This window comes from Lautropia mirabilis, assembly GCF_900637555.1.
Classification (GTDB): domain Bacteria; phylum Pseudomonadota; class Gammaproteobacteria; order Burkholderiales; family Burkholderiaceae_E; genus Lautropia; species Lautropia mirabilis.
Genome location: NZ_LR134378.1, coordinates 1,710,779 through 1,730,631 on the forward strand (window position 1 = coordinate 1,710,779; position 19,853 = coordinate 1,730,631).

General features: G+C 66.5%; 11 protein-coding genes and 1 tRNA gene. 10 read left to right on the top strand and 2 right to left on the bottom strand.

Translation table 11 applies throughout. The features are described 5' to 3' along the window. Window positions 1-2 precede the first annotated feature (2 nt). Window positions 3-617 carry an NUDIX hydrolase gene (locus EL249_RS06920; protein WP_050781867.1) on the bottom strand — a complete coding sequence of 205 codons (615 nt, stop codon included), beginning with the start codon at window positions 615-617 and terminating at the stop codon, window positions 3-5. A gap of 65 nt (window positions 618-682) precedes the next feature. On the opposite strand from EL249_RS06920, the gene EL249_RS06925 reads away from it, so the two are divergent. Continuing rightward, a tRNA-Met gene (locus tag EL249_RS06925) sits at window positions 683-759 on the top strand. Window positions 760-888: 129 nt separating this feature from the next. Here the strand turns inward: EL249_RS06925 and EL249_RS06930 are convergent. Next, entirely contained in the window at window positions 889-3,183 is a 2,295-nt protein-coding gene (locus EL249_RS06930; protein WP_005673499.1) for an ATP-binding response regulator, read from the bottom strand. A gap of 267 nt (window positions 3,184-3,450) precedes the next feature. Here EL249_RS06930 and EL249_RS06935 point away from each other — a divergent pair, with 267 nt between their 5' ends. From EL249_RS06935 to infB, 9 genes are all read left to right on the top strand, one after another. Then, window positions 3,451-5,064: a c-type cytochrome gene (locus EL249_RS06935; RefSeq protein WP_232001998.1), complete on the top strand. Its 1,614-nt coding sequence runs from the start codon at window positions 3,451-3,453 to the stop codon at window positions 5,062-5,064. 23 nt (window positions 5,065-5,087) lie between these two features. After that, window positions 5,088-5,741 carry a TorD/DmsD family molecular chaperone gene (locus EL249_RS06940; RefSeq protein ID WP_005673497.1) on the top strand — a complete coding sequence of 218 codons (654 nt, stop codon included), beginning with the start codon at window positions 5,088-5,090 and terminating at the stop codon, window positions 5,739-5,741. A 35-nt stretch (window positions 5,742-5,776) separates the two neighbouring features. Continuing rightward, complete coding sequence (gene torA, locus EL249_RS06945; protein WP_232001999.1) at window positions 5,777-8,353, top strand: trimethylamine-N-oxide reductase TorA; 2,577 nt, start codon at window positions 5,777-5,779, stop codon at window positions 8,351-8,353. A gap of 376 nt (window positions 8,354-8,729) precedes the next feature. Further along, complete coding sequence (locus EL249_RS06950) at window positions 8,730-10,001, top strand: lipid A deacylase LpxR family protein (protein ID WP_169311673.1); 1,272 nt, start codon at window positions 8,730-8,732, stop codon at window positions 9,999-10,001. A gap of 484 nt (window positions 10,002-10,485) precedes the next feature. Next, the gene (gene scpB / locus EL249_RS06955) at window positions 10,486-11,337 is read left to right on the top strand and encodes an SMC-Scp complex subunit ScpB (protein ID WP_005673494.1); all 852 of its coding nucleotides are present in this window, start codon (window positions 10,486-10,488) and stop codon (window positions 11,335-11,337) included. A 12-nt stretch (window positions 11,338-11,349) separates the two neighbouring features. Beyond that, entirely contained in the window at window positions 11,350-14,106 is a 2,757-nt protein-coding gene (rluB, locus tag EL249_RS06960) for a 23S rRNA pseudouridine(2605) synthase RluB (RefSeq protein WP_005673493.1), read from the top strand. 483 nt (window positions 14,107-14,589) lie between these two features. Then, the gene (gene rimP / locus EL249_RS06965) at window positions 14,590-15,216 is read left to right on the top strand and encodes a ribosome maturation factor RimP (RefSeq protein WP_005673491.1); all 627 of its coding nucleotides are present in this window, start codon (window positions 14,590-14,592) and stop codon (window positions 15,214-15,216) included. 9 nt (window positions 15,217-15,225) lie between these two features. Continuing rightward, on the top strand, window positions 15,226-16,716 hold the full coding sequence (gene nusA / locus EL249_RS06970; protein ID WP_005673488.1) for a transcription termination factor NusA: 1,491 nt from the start codon (window positions 15,226-15,228) through the stop codon (window positions 16,714-16,716). 87 nt (window positions 16,717-16,803) lie between these two features. Then, on the top strand, window positions 16,804-19,848 hold the full coding sequence (infB, locus tag EL249_RS06975; RefSeq protein WP_005673486.1) for a translation initiation factor IF-2: 3,045 nt from the start codon (window positions 16,804-16,806) through the stop codon (window positions 19,846-19,848). Window positions 19,849-19,853: the final 5 nt, after the last annotated feature.

Consider the following 19,853-nt stretch of genomic DNA (forward strand, 5'->3'; position numbering starts at 1 on the left):
GATCAGCTGTGCTTGCCCTTGTCGGAGGATGTTTGAGCGTTGCCGCTCTGGTGCGGGGACGGATTGGTGGGCCGTCTGCCCGATGGGGCAGGGATGTGGCCCTCGTGCAGCGAGAAGCGGCCCAGACGGCGGTCGGCCAGGAACCAGCGCAGCGTGGTCTCTACCGTACTGAAGGCGATCTCGTCCCAGGGGATCTCCTTCTCGTCGAACAGTCGGGCATCGAGGCTTTCTTCGCCCGGGTCCAGCTCGGGGGACAGCAGGCGGGCGCGGTAGAACGCGTGGACCTGCTCGGCATGGGGGACATCCAGAATGGCAAAGAGCGGGCCGTCGACCTCGGCACGGGCGCCTGATTCCTCGCGGGTCTCGCGCAGGGCACCGGCCGACATGGTCTCGCCGATTTCCATGAAGCCTGCAGGCAGCGTCCATTTGCCCTTGCGGGGCTGGATGGCGCGGCGGCACAGCAGGATGCGGTCTTCCCACAGGCAGACGGCTCCGACCACGATGCGCGGATTGACGTAATGGACGGCATGGCAATGGGTGCAGACCTGGCGTGGGCGGTTGTCACCCTCGGGGACGAGGATCTGCGTGGGACTGCCGCATTCTGAACAGTACTTCATGAGGTGAAATTTACGGCCAAGCAGAAAGACTTGCAAACGGAATCCAGTATGGCTATACTTCTTTTCGCGGGGTGGAGCAGTCTGGCAGCTCGTCGGGCTCATAACCCGAAGGTCGGAGGTTCAAATCCTCCCCCCGCAACCATCGACATTCTCCCGCCCCTGAGTCCTTATCCATTTGCTCAGGGGTTTTTTTTCGCCTGTTCAATCCGTCGGGGCGATGGCGGCTCTGCCTCGCGCGACTTCCGTTACATCTCTTTCCCTTTTCTGCCTGTCAGCCGACCGTGAGGGTGTAGCCCAGCCCGTGCACGGTGACGATGCGCGCCACGCTGCCTCGCAGCCGTCGGCGCAGACGGGAGACCAGCACGTCCACGGTGCGGTCGCCGTACACCCAGTCCCGGCCACAGATGGCCTCGCTGATGCGGGTGCGGTCGCAGGGTTTGCCGATGGCGGCAGCCAGGCAGACCAGCAGCCGGGTCTCGGCGGGCGAGAGCGTCTCGATGCGGCCATCGATGTGCAATCGCCGCGTCGGGGTATCCAGCCACAGGCCATTGGCAATCGACAGCGTGTCTTCCTTGTCCGGGCTGCTGGGTGGGGGGCCGGCGTGGCGTCGGATCGCCTGGGCCAGTGCCGTGGCGTCGAGGGGCTTTTCCAGCAGAGCTGCAAAGAGCGTGCCGGCTTCGGGCTGCTGGCGGACCTGCTCGGTATTGGCGCTCAGCAGCAGCACCGGCTTGCCGACCATGCGTGGGTCCTGGCGGACCTGGCGGGCGAAGTCCAGACCGCTGCCATCGGGCAGCCGGGTGTCGACGATGAAGAAGTCGTAGACATCGGGCTGAGTCTGCAGCAGGGCGCTGGCCTGGGTCAGGCTGGTGGCGTGGTCCACTGAACGGACCAGGCGTTCGAGCATGGCGATGGTGCCCAGTGCGCCGATCGGGTCGTCATCAAGCAGCAGGCAGCTCTGGTCGAGGAGCGGGGCTTCCGGCGGGTGTACAGGGCTGTCCGCGTCAGGGGTGGCAATTTCGGGCAGTACCAGTGGCAGCCGCACTTCGATGCTGGCACCGTTTGCGTTGGCTGGCAGTTGCAGTCGGCCACCCAGCGCCTGGGTCATGCGCCGGACGATCAGCAGGCCCAGGCCCGAGCTGTGGCTGTTGTCCACAGGGTCGGGTAGCGGGGTGGAGGCCGCACTGGCCGGACGGGTGAGCTGGGCCTGAATGTCCGGGGGAAGCCCGGGGCCATGGTCGGTGACGATGAAGACCAGCTCGGAACCCTCGATCTGCACGCCTAGCGTCACGCCCTGGCCATCGTCGTGCCGAAGGGCGTTGCGCACCAGGTTGCCCAGCACCTGCTGCACCAGTGACCTGTCCAGCATGACCTGTTCGGGCAGTTCGGCGGAAAGCTGCAGCTGAAGGGGCACGCCCTGGAGCCGGGCCTGCACGTCCTGAGTGCGCACCAGATCCGCCAGCATCTTGCGCAACGGCACGGCTGTGGGCCGGGGCTGGGGAGCCTGGTGGCGAAAGCGCGAGAAGCTCAACACGTTTTCCAGTGTGGCGTTGAGGGCGCCGGCCGACAGCCCGAGCAGGTCCAGCAGGGACTCGGCTTCTGCCAGGCTGGCATCGCGCAGCAGTTCGGCTGCGCCCAGAACGCTGTGCAATGGACCGCGAATCTCGTGGCTCATGGCGGCCAGGAACATCGACATGGTGTGCTCAGCCTGTCGGGCACGCTCGATGGCCCGCTGGTGGCCGGTGACATCGTTCATCAGGATGATGAGGCAGCGGTCCAGCTTGGAGGCGATGTCTTCCAGGGGACGCAGGCGGATGTCGAAGCAGCGTCGTCCCGCGTGCGTATCCAGCCAGATGGCGTGCAGTTCCTGTCGGCCTGCGGCCAGGATGTCGTCGACCACGGCCTGTAGCGTGTCGCGGTGGTGCTGCAGCGCCAGCCGGTAGCGGAGCGCCCCCGCTTCGGACAGACCCAGGAAGGATTGCAGTGCAGCGTCGTTGGCATGTTGCAGCCGGCCTTCTTCGGTCGTGATGAAGACCGGGCCGCTGAGGCTTTCCAGGACGCCGAAATACTGATCCCGCTCGCGGGTCAGGCGCCGGATGCTTTCGGCCAGGGCCGCTTCGCCGGGAGGGCGCATGGCCCACGGGGCGAGCATGGCCTGGGTGGCTTCATCGAAGAAATCGTCCAGGACACCCAGCAGGGTGTCGGCATCCGGGTGCTGCGGGATCTGCCGCAGGTGCTGGCGATAGGCCTGGCGGCACAAGGTGAAAAGGCCATGGTGCAGTTCCAGGGGCACGCCGGCTTCGTAATGGCGCCAGGCGATTTCGCGCAGCCGCTCGAAGCGAGGATCAGCACGGTAGTCGTTGCGCCCATCAAGCTGGCGTGGCCGTGCATGTGTAAGCCATGTCGACAGGGATTCATTGATCCGCTCGACGGCTTCGGCCCAGGCAGCACGCATCGAACTGGTCTGATCGGTGAAGCCGTGCGCCAGGGCAAGCTGAAGAATGGCCTGCACGAGTGCGTTGCTTTCCTGGTGCAGCAGCGTCTTCAGGCGTTCATCAGGCCGATCCATGGGCTTCCCTGCAGATGTTATTGGCATGGATTCGACCAGAACCCGGATCGCACGGCAAGACGATTGCATGCCTGTTTACATCCCTTTCACAACCCTGCAGCCTTCGCGGCTTCGTCAGTGCCTATAGTGACTTCAGGGTGGTTGTTCGCCTAAGGATGGGTTGAAGCGCTATATCAATTTCAAATAGCGCTTTCAGCCAGCTTTCAGGGAACCATCCATTTCAGGAGGAACCGAACAATGGGGCGGCAGGGCAGAGGGATCTGGAAGGTGGCAGCCAGCCTGGTGGTGCTGGGCGCGGCGGGATATGGGGTACTGATTTCCCCGTGGACGTGGTCGGCACTGCATGGTGCGCGTGAGTTGCCGCCGCTGGAAGGGGCAGACCTGAAGAACGGGCGTGAAGTGTTCGTGGCCTCGGACTGCGCCACCTGTCATGCCACGCCAGGCCAGGACAAGGACACCGTACTGGGCGGGGGACGGGTGCTGGAGACGCAGTTCGGCACCTTCCATATGCCCAATGTCTCACCGCATCCTGAGCGCGGCATTGGCAAATGGACGCTGGCCGAGTTCGACCGGGCGCTGCGCGAGGGTGTGGGTCCTGGCGGACTGGATGGCCAGAACCTGTACCCGGCGTTTCCCTATACCTCGTACCAGCGGCTTTCAGGTGAGGATGTGCGTGATCTGTACGCCTACATGATGACGCTGCCGGCCGAGGATGATGCGGTGCCGGAGCATCAGCTCAAGTTCCCGTTCAACATGCGGCGTGGTGTGGGCCTGTGGCGGCTGGCCTTCCTGGATGGCAAGCCCTGGCAGCCGGGACCGGTGCCTGTCGAGCTGTCCGGCGACATGGCCAAGGCCTACCAGCGCGGCGAATATCTGGTGGAGGGAGCCGGGCACTGTGCCGAATGCCATTCGTCACGTGGCTTCATGGGTAACGTGTTGGCCGAGAGTCGCTACGGGGGCGGGCCCGATACCACCGGTACCGGCTGGTTCCCGAACATCACGCCCGACGAGACCGGCATCGGTTTCTGGTCGGCCGCTTCGCTGGCGCGCTACCTGCACACGGGCGTGAGTCCGATCGGCCGGGCGGCGGATGGTGACATGGCGGAGGTGATCCGCAACACGTCGCAGATGTCGACCAAGGATGTTGGCGCCATGGCGCTGTACCTGAAATACCTACCGGCCGTGTCGAAGCCGGCACCGAATGCGCCGGCGCCGAACTATACCGACGAGGTGGTGATGCTGAAGGACATGGTCCAGGTGTCGGCACGCCTGCCGGTTTCGGTTACTTCGGCCTTCGAGGTGGGCAAGCCGGCCACGGTGGTGACCAGCAAGGCGGTCTGGCTGGATGCGAAGGATATCGGCCAGTCGGGCAACGCTCCGGGGAAACTGCTGGGTGGTGCACAGGTGACGGTGAAGGCGCGTGAGGGAGATCGGTTGCAGCTGGTGCTGAAGGGCTGGCAGGATGAAGAAACGCCGTCAGTGATCTACCAGGCGCGCGGCCAGCGGGTGATGATGGCCGTGCTGGATGACGCGGCTGCGGCCAAAGTGGTGCGCGGCAAGCCCGAGCAGGATGCCGATACCGGTCAGCGCTGGTTGCCGGTGACGCTGGAGGTGTGGTCGGATGCAACCGGGATGAATGCCGACCGTGGGTCCGTGTGGGCCTATGGCAAGGATGCCTACCGGAAGGCGTGTTCGGCCTGCCATGTGCTGCCGCAGCAGGGGCATTTCACGGCCAACCAGTGGGTTGGCACACTGAAGTCGATGCGCCGCTTCACCTCGTTCAGCGATGACCAGTATCGCCTGATCCTGTCGTACCTGCAGAACCACTCGAAGGATCTGCACGACGACGGTGCATCCGGTACAGGGCACGGAGGGAAGTGATGAATGCACCGGTAGATGCAGGCATGCTGAAGAGGCATGACGGGCCGGAGGGGCAGACCGCCGAGGTGAGCTACCCGGCGGCTGCCGATCTGGCGGATGTGCTCGACTGGCTGGCTGCGCAGTTCATCCATGTGCCTCAGCGGGAACAGGTTCATGCGGCGCGTTCAGTGGTCGGGCAGATGCTGCTGCGCGAGATGGGCGAGGTGCTGGGCAACGAAACGTTGATGGCACGCCTGGGGCAGCATCTGTCCGAAGGGACGGAAGAAGAGGTGACGGTGGCGCTGCAGCGTCGGTACACGGCCCTCTTTGAGGGTGTGTTCCCACAACGCTGTGCGCTGCCCTATGCCAGCGCCTGGCAGGGAAGCGGTCGGCTGTACGATGCCCCGATGGCGCGGATGCAGCAGTTGCTGCAGACGCTGGGGATGGCGCTTGCGCAGACCAATCATGAGCCACCTGATCACCTGGCCGTGCAGCTGGCGGCACTGGCGCAGGCGCTGCGGCAGGAGTGTTGGGCGACGGTTCAGGCGCTGCTGGTGGAGATGGACTGGGTGGCACCGTTCTGCCGAGCCATGGCACGGCTGGATGGTGAAGGGTATTACGGGGTGATGGCCGAGGTGCTGCCCGCGGCTTTGACTCGGGTGAGCATAGGCTACGGGACTGGACAGGAGGAACGATGATGGACAGGCTCAATGAACGCGAAGGATGCACGGGAATGGAAGACGCCCGTGTGGACGGGATGCAGACAACCCCTGAGAAGGCTGCGATGACGGACGCGCAAGCGGGCGGCCGGCTGTCGCGGCGCCGGTTCATCGAGGGGCAGGTGCTGGCCTCGCTGGGCGTGGCCGGGGCACCGATTCTGGCCCGGGCCGCCGGGAAGGATTCACCCAAGTCGGCGAGTGGGGAAGAGCCTGCGGCCGCAGCGGGAGGAAAAGGCGGGAAGGATGTGCAGGAGGGCATCCTTTCCGGCTGCCACTGGGGCGCGTTCTACGGCATCGTGAAGGACGGCCGGGCCGTGGAGTTCAGGCCCTGGTCGGGTGATCCGGCACCGTCTCCACAACTGCCTGGCGTGCTGGATTCCCTCTATTCGCCGTCGCGCATCCGCTATCCGATGGTGCACCGTGCCTGGCTGGAGAAGGGCCCGGGCGCTGATCCGGATGGCCGGGGCAGCGGTGATTTCGTGCGGGTGAGTTGGGACAAGGCCATTGAACTGGTGGCCGACGAGCTGGTACGGGTGCGCAAGAAGTATGGGCAGCAGGCCGTGTTTGCAGGGTCGTATGGCTGGAAGAGCCCGGGGCGCATCCACAACTGCCAGACGCTGCTGCGGCGGATGCTGAACCTGACGGGCAGCTATACCAACAGCAGCGGTGACTATTCCACCGGTGCAGCGCAGGTGATCCTGCCCTATGTGTCGGGTTCGCTGGAGGTGTATGAGCAGTGCACCTCATGGGAGAACCTGGCCAAGCATTGCCAGCTGATGGTGTTCTGGGGCTGCAACCCGCTGAACAATTCGCAGATCTCCTGGCAGGTGGCCGACCATGGTGCCTGGCCGGGTGTGGCCGCCATGAAGAAGGCGGGCACGAAGGTGATCAGTATCGACCCGATCCTCACGGAGACCTGCAAGGAGCTGAATGGCGAGTGGATTGCGCCGCGACCGCAGACCGACGTGCCGATGATGCTGGGCATTGCCCATACGCTGTACACGGAGAAGCTGCACGATCAGGCATTCCTTGATCGCTATACCACCGGATTTGACCGCTTCCTGCCGTATCTGCTGGGCAAGACCGATGGCACGCCCAAGACGGCGGAATGGGCGGCAGGAATCTGCGGCGTGCCGGCGCAGACGTTGCGCGATCTGGCGCGCCGCTTTGCGGCCAACCGCACGATGCTGGCGCTGGGCTACTCGACGCAGCGCCAGCATCATGGCGAGCAGGTACACTGGATGCTGATCACGCTGGCGGCGATGCTGGGGCAGATCGGTCTGCCGGGAGGGGGCTATGGCCTGAGCTATCACTATGCTTCGGGCGGCGCGCCTGCGGCCACCACGCCGATCCTGAAGGCCATCGACGATGCGTCGGGGCAGGCCAACGGGGGAGCAGCCTGGCTGACGCAGAGCGGGGCTGTCTCGATTCCGGTGTCGCGGCTGGTGGAGACGTTGCTGAATCCCGGCAAGGTGATGCAGTTCAACGGACACGAGATCAAGCTGCCGCTGATCAAGCTGGCCTACTGGGCGGGCGGCAACCCGTTCTCGCACCAGCAGGACCGCAACGAGATGCGGCGTGCCTGGCGCAATCTGGATACGTTCATCGTGCACGACGTGCAGTGGACGGCCTCGGCGCGGCATGCCGACATCGTGCTGCCGGCCACCACGTCCTATGAGCGCAACGACATCGAACAGATGGGCGATTATGCGCAGAGCCACATTGTGGCGATGAAGAAGCTCGTCGAGCCGGTGTTCGAGGCACGCAGCGACTTCGACATCTTCGCCGCCATCGCGGCTCGCCTGGGCAAGGGCGAGGAGTTCACGGCGGGGCTCACCGAGATGGAGTGGATCCGCAACCTGTACGAGGCGGCCAAGATCGAGTCGCGTGCCAAGGGCATGGAGATGCCGGTGTTCGATGTGTTCTGGAAGAGCAACCGGCCGCTGGCATTCCCGATTTCGGCCGAGGCCAGGGACTTCGTGCGGCATGCCGATTTCCGGGCCGACCCGCTGCTCAACGCGCTGGGTACGGCATCAGGCAAGTTCGAGCTGTATTCGCGGACCATCGAAAAATACGGGTATGACGACTGTCCGCCACACGCCACCTGGATGGAGCCGCTGGAACGTGCGGGGCGTTCGGATTCGCGCTATCCGCTGCACATCGTGTCCAATCACCCGCAGATGCGGCTGCACTCGCAGCTGTGCGGCACCATCAACCGCAACAGCTACGAGGTTGCCGGGCGCGAACCCTGCTGGATGAATCCGCAGGATGCGAAGGCGCGTGGCCTGAAGGATGGTGACGTGGTGCGGGTCTTCAACCAGCGGGGCCAGATCCTGGCCGGTCTGAAGGTCACCGACGAGATCATGCCCGGTGCCATCCGGATCAACGAGGGGGGCTGGTATGACCCGGTGAACTCACGCGATCCGAACACACTGTGCGCGTGGGGGGACGTGAACGTGCTGACGACGGGTGTGGCTACATCGAAGCTGGCGCAGGGCAATTGCGGTCATACCGCGGTGGCCGAGGTGGAGCGCTTCCGTGGCTCGCTGCCGCCCGTGATGGTGTTCTCGCAGCCGAAGGCACGTGGGTAACACGCCAGTGAATGACGATGGGCGTTGTACACCGGCAACGTCCATCGTCCGTTGACCGGGTTGCTCCGGGAAGTTGGCAAATCAGCGACGCCTACCCATCACGTGGGGTACCTTCGGCGCCTGTGTGCTTGCATACTTGCAATCACTTACAGGCACGGAAACGAAGGTGATGGTGGTCAGACGGAACAGCTTGCAGGGAACCAGGGTCAAGGATGGCAGATGCAGTGTGGCCGCCGGGACGGTGCTGGCATGGCTGGGGCTGGCCGCGACTGGATCGGTGAACGCCGCTGCGACCGACCCCCATCCCGCGCAACCGGTCCCGGTCGTTGTACCGGGGCTTTCGCTTCAACGGGCGTTGCCGATATCCGGTCTTTCGTTGCAAGGGCGCCTGCCAACCCCGGGCGGCACGACGGAGCGGGCCACGCGTGGCGTGCTGATGGCGTTCTGGAACGATCCCGATCGGGCGGTGCCGGGCACCGATCCGTTTGGCGATCCGGGGGCGGTGCTGCAGCCTGATGCCTCCTACGAGGAGGCGCCGCCGGCCGAGGACGAGTGGCCAGGCGTCCATCGGGTGGATGATCCGGTGGGCAGGGGATATCCCGTCGAGCCCGGCAGCAAGCCGCGGCCGGCCCCGGATGTTCTGGTGCCCTGGTCGGGTCCATCGTCTGCGACGGAAGCGGGGCAGGATGCGCCCCGGCCCTGGGGGTGCCGGCCGACAGCAGCCACGCAGGTGCGGCTGAAGATCGACAATGATCTGGCCTCGGGCGAGGACTATGGCTACAGCAGCGGCGTGATGCTGGAGGTGGCGGCGCGTACGGCGGCCCATGATGGCTGGGGGGCATCCGGCGGGGAAGGCCCGCTGTGTCCGCTGTGGCGCGCGCTGGGTGCGGGGCGGGTTCCCTCCGAGTACGTGAGTTTCCGGCTGGATCAGGCCATCTACACACCGGAGAACAGCCGTGCCACCTGGTTGCAGGTGAAGGATCGTCCCTATGCGGCGACGCTGGTGGCCACCCTGGCGGCCGGTACCTGGATGGATGGACAGCGGGTGCGCAATGAGGTGCGCCTGGGCTGGGTGGGACCGTCGGTCCGTGGCGAGTCGCTGCAGAATGCGGTGCACCGGGTGATCAATGCCCCCCGCTTCCGGGGCTGGGCGCACCAGCTGCCCGACGAGCCGATCCTGGAGGCGGCACAGTACCGGGTGAAGCGCTGGCAGCCGGCCACGGTCCGTGGCACGGATCTGCTGGGACACTGGGGCATGCGTCTGGGCAACCTGCAGACCAGCGCCTTTGCGGGCCTGGAATGGCGTTTTGGCTCCGATCTGCAGGACGATGGGGGATCGGCGCCGCTGCGCCCGGGGTCCAACGAGCCCGGCGAGGTGGCGTGGGATGCGACGGATGCGGCGCACTGGACCGGGTTCGTGACACTGGGTGGCCGTGCCGTGCTGCGGGACCTGACCCTGGACGGCAGTACCTGGCATGACAGTCACCGGGTGCGGCGCAAGCGCCTGGTGGGGGACGTCGGGGCAGGCATGAGTGTGCGCTCGGGACGGTGGAATGCCCAGTTCATGTGGGTGGTGCGTTCTCGCGAGTTCGAGGGGCAGCGGCACGTGCCGTCGTTCGGATCCCTGCAGATCGGCTACACGTTCTGAACGGTTGCGGTGTTGCAGCCGCGTCGTCGTTGCGTTTTGTACGGGCACTTGGGGTAGAATGGCGCGAGCCGATCGGCCATGAATCGCGTTGCCGGGCCATTGCTGGGCCCTTGACGGTTTGCCGACGTACCTTCGGGTGCGTGCCTGCCGGTATATCCGTGGCGGTTCTCGCATGCAGGTCTTGAGCCTGCCTTTCCTGTGACAGACAGTCGTCCCGGGCAGGACGACGGGGCCGGACTCGTGCCGGCCCGGTGCCCGTGGCATCGTCCTCGAAGATTTCTGCCGGGAAAGCCTGCCGCTGGCTGGTCCTTCCAAGCTTTTCGTGCTGTCCGGTCGTCTGCCGTCATGCCTGTCGTGCAGGCCGCGGATGTCCGGCCTGCCATCCCCGTGCCCGTTTCGGGCAGCAGGGTGCGCAGCCCACCGACAGTTGCCTGTGCCGTTCCCCTGGGAGAGGGCTGTATGCGGCGTCTTTGCTATCAGGTTGATGAATACCGCTGAGGTCAAACGAGTCATCGAGGGCGCGTTGCTGTGCGCGGCCAAGCCGTTGTCGGTGTCGGATCTGCGCCAGCTGTTCGCGGGCGAGGCCGAGATCGGGCCCGACACGGTGCGTGACGTGCTGGAGAGCCTGCGTAACGACTGGCTGGATCGCTCGCTGCACCTGGTGGCGCTGGCTTCGGGCTGGCGCTTCCAGAGCGCGCCGGACATTGCGCGCTTCGTCACCCGGCTCAACCCCGAGAAGCCGCCGCGCTATTCGCGGGCCGTGCTGGAGACGCTGGCCATCATTGCCTACCGGCAGCCTGTCACGCGGGGCGACATCGAGGAGATCCGGGGCGTCACGGTGTCGTCGAACATCATCAAGACGCTGGAGGATCGGGGCTGGATCGATCAGATCGGCGTGAAGGATGTGGTGGGGCGGCCGGCGCTGTTCGGCACCACCCGGCAGTTCCTGGATGACCTGAACCTGAAGTCGCTGACCGAGCTGCCGGCGCTGGACGACGATGCGCTGCCGGCCGATGTGCTGGAGGCGCTGGCGCTGCAGACCGGTGCGGCGGCCTCGGCCCAGGTTGCCGAAGAGGCTGGCCAGGGCGCCGAAGCGTCCGGCAATGCCGAGGCATCCGAGGGTACTGAAGCGCCCGGTAGCGATGAAGCTGATGGAGCATCATCCGCTGGCGGCGAAGGTGCTGGTGCCGAGAGCGAATCCGGTACCAGTGCGGCAGAGGCTGAGGCAGAGGCACCGGTCGACATGAACATGAAGAAAGAGGCGGCACCCGAAGCCGGTGTGGCCGTGAATGAAGAACCACCCGCTGCGGAAGCGTCCGCAGGCAACCCCCTGTGATGTGACCATCGCATGAATACCGAACAGTACGAAGAAGACATGCAGCGCGATGCTGCCCATGAGGGGCAGGGTGCATCGGCCGATCCGATGCTGCAGACGGACACGGGCACGACGTCCGCCGGGGAGACGGCAGCGCCGCGCAAGCGTGCTCCGCGACGCAAGGCTGCCGAGGCGGATGCTGCTGATACCGGCACGCCTGCACCCAGAACCCGCCGCCGCAAGACGGCTGCGAAGGATGACGCCGAGGGTGTGCCGGGGGCGGAAGGTGCTGGCGATGTGTCGGCCGAAGAGCCTGCAGCAAAGACTGCCAAGCGGGTCTCCCGCTCGCGTCGCAAGCCGGCGGCGGATGCCGTGGCGACGGAGGCGGGCGTTGCCACCGAGGTGGGCGATGCCGTCTCGGCCGATGCTGAGTCTGCCGATGCCGAGGAGGCTGCTGCCAAGCCACGTCGTGCCCGGACGCCCCGGGCATCGACCCGCCGCAGCAAGGTTGCTTCCGCCGAGGGCGTGACGGCGACTGAAGTGCCTGTCTCCGAGGACGGGCTTTCCGATGCGTCGGCCAGTGTGGCACCGATGGGTGAGGCATCGGACGACGGCATCCGCGCCGGGCGCGACGTGCAGCCGTCCTCGGATGATGCGGGCGTGGACGCCCGGTGGTCTGCTTCCGAGGTGCCGTCTTTCGGCGCGTCGGCGGACGAGGACGACTTCGATGACGATGATTTCCGCGACGAAGACGACCGGTACGACGACGAAGACGATTTCGACGATGAGGATGATGGCGAGGAAGTGCCCGGGGAGCCGGTGCCGTTCTTTGCCCGCGAGGCCAGCATCGGCCTGCGCGATGCGGGTCGGGGTACCCGGCGGCCGGTGTCGCCCGATGCCGAGAAGCTCCACAAGATCCTGGCCGATGCCGGCATCGGTTCGCGCCGTGACATGGAGGAGCTGATCATCGCCGGACGGGTGTCCGTGAACGGTCTGCCAGCCCATGTGGGCCAGCGGGTGGGAACCGAGGACGTCATCCGTGTGAACGGCAAGCCGCTGTCGCGCAAGCGCAGCGCGGCCTCGCAGACGCCTCAGGTGCTGCTCTACCACAAGCCGACCGGCGAGCTGGTCACGCGTGATGATCCGGGGTCACGGCCGAAGGTCTTCGACCGGTTGCCCCGTCTGCGTGGGGCACGCTGGATTGCCGTGGGACGGCTGGATTTGAACAGTGAGGGGCTGCTGATCTTCACCACGTCGGGCGATCTGGCCAACAAGCTGATGCATCCCCGCTATGGCTGGGAGCGTGAGTACGCGGTGCGGGTGCTGGGGCGGGTGGATGACGGGATCCGCCAGCAGCTGCTGACCGGGGTGACGCTGGAAGACGGTCCGGCCACGCTGCAGTCCATCGAGGACATCGGCGGCGAAGGTGCCAATCACTGGTATCGGGTGGTGATTCTGGAAGGGCGCAACCGTGAGGTGCGGCGGCTCTTCGATGCCGTGGGGCTGACCGTTTCGCGGCTGGTGCGCATCCGTTTTGGTCCGATCGCGCTGCCGCCGCGGCTGCAGCGTGGTCGCCTGCACGCCTTGACCGAGGCCGAGGTGCGTCAGCTGCAGCAGCAGATGCGCCGCCATGTGGCCGAGATGACTGACGGGGCGGCGGACGCCGCGCGGGAGACCAGGTCGGGCAACGCCCAAGGGCGGGGCAAAGGCGCTGGCCGTGGAAATGACGCGCCGCGCCGCCAGGGACGAGGTGCGGGCAAGGCGGTTCAGGCCGGTGCTGGCCAACAGGGAAGCGGCCAGCAGGGCGCGGCTTCCGGCTCACCGCAGCCGTCAGGCAGCCGCCATCCGGCGCGCCGGCGCATGCTGCGCGGGGCACGGGGTCGTGCCCAGCAGACGGGCGAGGGCATGGTGCAGCTGCCTGGGCAGGACATGTCCGGGATGGCCATGCCGAGTGGTCAGACTACGCCGGTGGATGGGAGCGTTGGGGGTGGCGAGGGTCAGCAGGCCGGGCGCCGGACCCGTGGCGGTCGGCGCAAGGCGGCGCAGGAGGTGGCTGGCGGCCAGCAGGCGCAGCGGACACGGCGGGGCAATCGTCGTCAGGTGGCCGAGGGGTCCTTGCCGGCAGATGATGCGGGCAAGCAGGCGCGGAGCAAGCGTCAGCTGCCGCGGCGTTCGCGCACGGCGGGTCGGCAGCAGTCACCCGAGAAGGTCGAGGCGCCGCGCATGGTGTCGGTGAAGACGCTGGAGCCCACCGCCGAGAAGAAGACGCTGACGGTGAGCGAGCGCCGGGGATGGACCGAGACCCGGTATCTGCCGCAGGCCGTGTCCTACAGTGGTGATACCGACTGGTCGAAGGTGGCGCGCGAGACCGTGCTGCCCGACCGCCGGCCGCGCCGCGTGAAGGAGCGCAATGGCAACGTGGCGCCCCGCAGTGGCAAGGGCAGTGGGCGCAACGGCAATGTGGCGCCCCGGAATCGGCAGGCCCCGGCGACGGGTCGCATCAATTATGAGGATGACGACTGGCAGCCTACGTCGGATTCGGCGCACCTGGAGGGCATCACCCGCTCGATGAAGCGGGATGGTCGTCAGCAGCGCTGGGGGGCGACGCCGGGCTTTGCGGCTCGGCTGGGCCAGCCCTTTGATCCCAATGCCGGTAGCGGCAACTGGGGCGGGCAGCGTGCACCGGGCAACGGTACGCCCCGTCAGCCGCGGGCCAAGCGTGCCGGTGGCAACGGCGGCAACGCGGCCCAGCAGCGACCCCGTCGCAAGAGTTTCGCCAAAGGACGCTGACCTGGTCCGAGCGGGGTTCTCCGGAGTCGGTCGGGGCGGTGCGCCTCGACCGGCGGGGTGTGGCCAGGGAGGGGCGATCTTGAGTTTCGACCATTCGTCGGCTACAATCAGCCGTCTTGCAGGATACCTTCGAAGGTGGCATTGCCGCCCGCAACAGCGAAGGGACCTGCTGGTTCCGGCGTCTTTGCAGGGCGCCGGCCGCAGCCGGTCCGCAGGTATGGCGGCCGGGTCGCCTTCACGGCCGCCACGGGGTGGCGGGTGCATGGCGCCGGTGGGTGTTCGGTCATGGCCGGGCTCCACGCCGTGGTACGGAATGGGCTGGCAAGCCCATTTTTTTTTATCCGTGGCGGGCGCAGCAATTCTGGCTGTTCGTGCGAGCACCGGCATGCACGGGTGGCAGTCTGGAAAATCGGTCGCGCAGGCGCGGCAGGGTAGGGTCAACAGGTGGGAAGCACTCCGGCAACAGTCAGCAACGTCGAATCGATGGTCGATCCCGTGGTCTCGGGCATGGGCTACGAAGTGGTGGACGTGGAGTTCGTCGCCGGTGGGCTGCTGCGCATCACCATCGAGAATGTCGATCATGCGCAGCCCATCACGCTGGATGACTGCGAACGGGTGAGCGAGCAGCTCTCGCACCTGTTCCTGGTGGAAGATGTGGATTATGACCGGCTGGAGATTTCCTCGCCGGGGCTGGACCGACGGCTGCGTCGTCCACAGGATTTTGCCCGCTTCACGGGTGACGAGGTGAAGCTCTGGCTGCGCATGCCGCAGGACGGCCGCCGCACCTTCGAGGGTGTGCTGCTGTCGGCGGAGCCGGCGCTGGCGCGGGTGCGCGAGCTGCTGGGTCCGGATGCCGCGCTGCCTGAGGTGGTGCAGGCCGGGGGCGCTGCGCCGGCCGAGAGTGACTGGCTGCTGGCCTGGCGCGAGAAGCCGGCGGACAACGCCCGTCCGGGGCGCAACCGGGGGGTGCCCGGTCGTCGGCCGCCGAAGGCGCGGCCCGTGCCTGCCGATCCGGTGGAAGCCGCGTTGCAGACGGCTGATGTGCGCTGGCTGCGGTTTGGATTTGAGCAAGTGGATCGGGCTCGGCTGGTGCCGAAGCCGGTTTTCTAGGGAGTGGTTATGCAGGGACGTGAATTGTTGCTGATGGTCGATGCGCTGGCGCGCGAGAAGAATGTTCCGCGCGACGTCGTGTTTGCCGCACTGGAGAGTGCGCTCGCGTCGGCAATGAAAAAGCGTTACAAGGACGAGGTGGACATCCGCGTGGCGATCAGCCGCGAGGATGGCAGCTACCGTGGCTTCCGTCGCTGGCAGGTGGTGCCCGACGGCGAGCTGGACGACCACGATCTGCAGATCATCCTGTCCGAGGCCCGCAAGCAGGATCCGGACATCCAGCTCGAGGAGTTCATCGAGGAAGAGCTGGAAGAGATCGAGTTCGGTCGCATCGGTGCACAGGCCGCCAAGCAGGTCATCCTGCAGAAGATCCGTGACGCCGAGCGTGAGCAGATCATCAACGACTTCCTCTCCCGCGGTGATTCGCTGCTGTCGGGCACGATCAAGCGTGTCGATCGCGAGGGCGCCATCATCGAGTCGGGCCGCATCGAGGCTCGCCTGCCGCGTGACCAGATGATCCCGAAGGAGAACCTGCGCAACGGCGACCGCGTGCGGGCCTGGGTGTCCCGCATCAATCGCGAGGGTCGTGGGCCGCAGCTCTTCCTGTCGCGCACGGCGCCCGAGTTCATCATGAAGCTCTTCGAGCTGGAAGTGCCCGAGATCGAGCAGGGGCTGCTGCAGATCCGCGCTGCTGCGCGTGATCCGGGGGTGCGCGCCAAGATTGCCGTGCATGCCACCGACAGCCGGGTCGATCCGATCGGCACCTGCGTGGGTGTGCGTGGTTCGCGCGTGCAGGCCGTGACGCAGGAGCTGGCTGGTGAGCGGGTTGACATCGTGCTGTGGTCGGAAGACCCGGCGCAGTTCGTGATCGGCGCGCTGGCGCCCGCCAACGTTTCCTCCATCCTGGTGGACGAGGAGCGTCACGTCATGGACGTGGTGGTGGACGAGGACAATCTGGCGCTGGCCATCGGTACGGGCGGCCGCAACGTGCGCCTGGCGTCCGAGCTGACCGGCTGGCAGATCAATCTGATGTCGGCCGAGGAAAGCGAGAAGAAGCAGGAAGACGAGCGGGCAGCGATCCGTGGCGTCTTCATGGAACGCCTGGACGTGGATGCCGAAGTGGCCGACATCCTGATCGACGAGGGCTTCACCAGCCTGGAAGAGATCGCCTACGTGCCGCTCAACGAGATGCTCGAGATCGAGGCCTTCGACGAGGACACGGTCAACGAGCTGCGCGAGCGGGCCCGCAATGCGCTGCTCACCCAGGCAATTGCCACCGAAGAGAAACTGAACGAGACCGCCGACGACCTGCTGTCGCTGGAGGGCATGGACCGCGAGCTGGCCGTGAAGCTGGCCGAGGCCAATGTCCGCACCCGCGACGACCTGGCCGAGCTGGCGGTGGATGAATTGATCGAAATCACCGAACTCGACGAGGAGCGGGCCAAGGCACTGATCCTGAAGGCTCGCGAGCACTGGTTCGTCGAGGAAGGCGGTGCGTGATGTCGATGTCGCCCCCGGATCCCGCGTCGGTCGGGGGTGACGATCGCAGGTGACGCACACACTGAATCGGTAGTAGCGGAAGGACACATGGCCAGTACGAACGTTGAGACATTTGCGGCGGAATTGCGAGTACCTGCAGAGGTGCTTCTGGAACAGTTGCGCGCAGCGGGTGTCGACAAGAAGACCCCCTCGGATCCGCTGTCGGAAGCGGACAAGGAGCGGTTGCTGTCGGCCTTGCGGGCGTCGCATGGTGCAGGGGGAGAGAATGCCCCCCGACGCCAGAAGATCACGGTGGTGCGCAAGCAGACTTCCGAGATCAAGCAGGCCGACTCCACGGGCAAGGCACGCACCATCCAGGTGGAGGTCCGTCGCAAGCGCACGTTCGTGAAGCGTGACGGCACCCCGGGCAATGCCCCTGCAGCGGCGGCACCGGAACCGGTTGCCGCGCCGGTGGCACCCCCGCCCCCGGTGAAATCGGCCAACTCGGTCATCGACGAGGAACAGCGTCGGCTGCGTGAGGAAGAGGCCCGTCGGCAGAAGGAGCTGATGGAGCGTCAGGCCCGCGAGCTGCGCGAGAAGACCGCACGGCTGGAGCGTGATCGCCAGCGCGAGAACGAGGCGATCGCCGAGGCCAGCCGCCGCGAGGAAGCCGCACGCGCCGAGCAGGAGCGTCTGGCGAAGATGCAGGCCGATGCCGAGCGTGAGGCCGAGGCTGCTCGGGCCATGCAGCGCAAGATGCGCGAGGAAGCGGGGGCCGCCGCAGCTGCTTCGGCCGCTGCACGCGACCAGGAACGCAAGCAGGCCGAGGAGAAGGCTGCTGCCGAGGCGGCCGAGCGCGCGGCCAAGCAGGAAGCTGCCCGCGTGGCGGCCGAAGAGGCCGCCGCTGCAGCCCGCAAGGCCAAGGAAGAGGCTGATGCCACTGCAGCGGCGCGTCGCCGCGCCGAGGCCGAGGTGGCCGCAATCAACCGTCTGCTGGAAGCCAGCCGGCGTCCGCCGCCGCCCCCGCCGCCGCCGGCTCCTCCGGCTGCGCAGCCGGCACCTGCTGCCGGTGCGGCCAAGGACCGTCGTGGTGGCACGCTGCATCGTCCGTCGGGCCAGCAGGCTGCGCCTGCACCGGCCGAGAACGCCGGTGGTGGTGGCCGCAACAAGCACGTCAAGTCCGAGAAGCTTTCGTCGTCCTGGCAGGATGACGCTTCCCGCAAGCGCCGTCCGACCAAGGGCGGACGCAACGACAGCAACGCGGGCAGCGGTACCGGCACGGGCTGGCGCACGCGTGGTCCGCGTCGTGGCAATGACCGCGATCGCCGTGGTGGCTTTGCCCAGGCGCAGCAGCCCGAGACGCCGATCGTGCGTGAAGTTCATGTGCCCGAGACCATCACGGTGGCCGATCTGGCCCACAAGATGGCCGTGAAGGCCACCGAGGTGATCAAGCAGCTGATGAAGCTGGGTCAGATGGTGACCATCAACCAGGTGCTGGACCAGGAAACCGCCATGATTCTGGTGGAGGAAATGGGCCACACCGCCATCGCGGCCAAGCTGGATGATCCGGAGGCCATGCTGGACGAAGTGGCTACCGAGGACGTGGGGCCGGCCGTGCCGCGGCCGCCGGTCGTGACCGTGATGGGTCACGTCGACCACGGCAAGACCTCGCTGCTGGACTACCTGCGGCGGACCAAGGTGGCGTCCGGCGAGGCCGGTGGCATTACCCAGCACATCGGTGCCTATCATGTGAAGACGCCGCGTGGCGTGGTCACGTTCCTCGATACCCCGGGTCACGCGGCCTTCACGGCGATGCGTGCGCGGGGTGCCAAGGCCACCGATATCGTGATTCTGGTGGTGGCGGCCGACGACGGCGTGATGCCGCAGACGATCGAGGCGATCTCGCACGCCCGGGCGGCTGAAGTGCCGCTGGTGGTGGCCATCACCAAGATCGACAAGCCCGAGGCCAATCCCGATCGCGTTCGCCAGGAGCTGGTGGCGCAGAGCGTGGTGCCCGAGGAGTACGGCGGTGACGTGCCCTTCGTGGGCGTGTCGGCCAAGACCGGCCAGGGCATCGACGACCTGCTGGAGAACGTGCTGCTGCAGGCCGAGATCCTGGAGCTGCGTGCCCCCGAGAAGGCGCCGGCACGCGGTCTGGTGATCGAGGCGCGGCTGGACAAGGGCCGTGGTCCGGTGGCCACCGTGCTGGTGCAGTCGGGTACGCTGTCGCGTGGTGACACGGTGCTGGTGGGTTCCACCTGGGGCCGGGTGCGTGCGATGATGGACGAAGCCGGCAAGAATGCTGCTTCGGCCACGCCGTCCATCCCGGTCGAGATCCAGGGCCTGAACGATGTGCCGCAGGCCGGCGAGGAGCTGATTGCCCTGGCCGACGAGCGCAAGGCCCGCGAGATCGCGCTGTTCCGTCAGGGCAAGTTCCGCGACGTGAAGCTGGCACGCCAGCAGGCCGCCAAGCTCGAGAACATGTTCGACCAGATCGGCGAAGGCGAGGTGCAGACCCTGCCGCTGATCATCAAGGCCGACGTGCAGGGTTCGCAGGAAGCACTGGCGCACGCGCTGCTCAAGCTCAGCAATGCCGAGATCAAGGTGCAGATCGTGCACGCTCAGGTCGGTGGCATCACCGAGAGCGACATCAACCTGGCGATCGCCTCGAAGGCGGTGGTCATCGGCTTCAACGTGCGGGCAGACCAGCCGGCACGGCGCATGGCCGAGACCAACGGCATCGACCTGCGCTACTACAACATCATCTACGACGCCGTGGACGATGTGAAGTCGGCGATGGAAGGCATGCTGTCGCCCGAGAAGCGCGAGACGATGCTGGGCATGGTCGAGATCCGTCAGGTCTTCCGTGTCACGAAGGTGGGCACGGTGGCTGGCTGCTACGTCACCGAAGGTCTGGTGCGCCGCGATTCCGAAGTTCGCCTGCTGCGCGATTCCACCGTCATCTGGACGGGTCGCATCGAGTCGCTCAAGCGCTTCAAGGATGACGCCAAGGAAGTCAAGGCTGGCTTCGAGTGCGGTATCACGCTGCACAACTACAGCGACATCCAGGAAGGCGACCAGCTGGAGGTCTTCGAGGTCAAGGAAGTGGCCCGGACGCTGGCTTCCGCCGCGGGCGCCTCTGCAGCGGACTGAGGCAC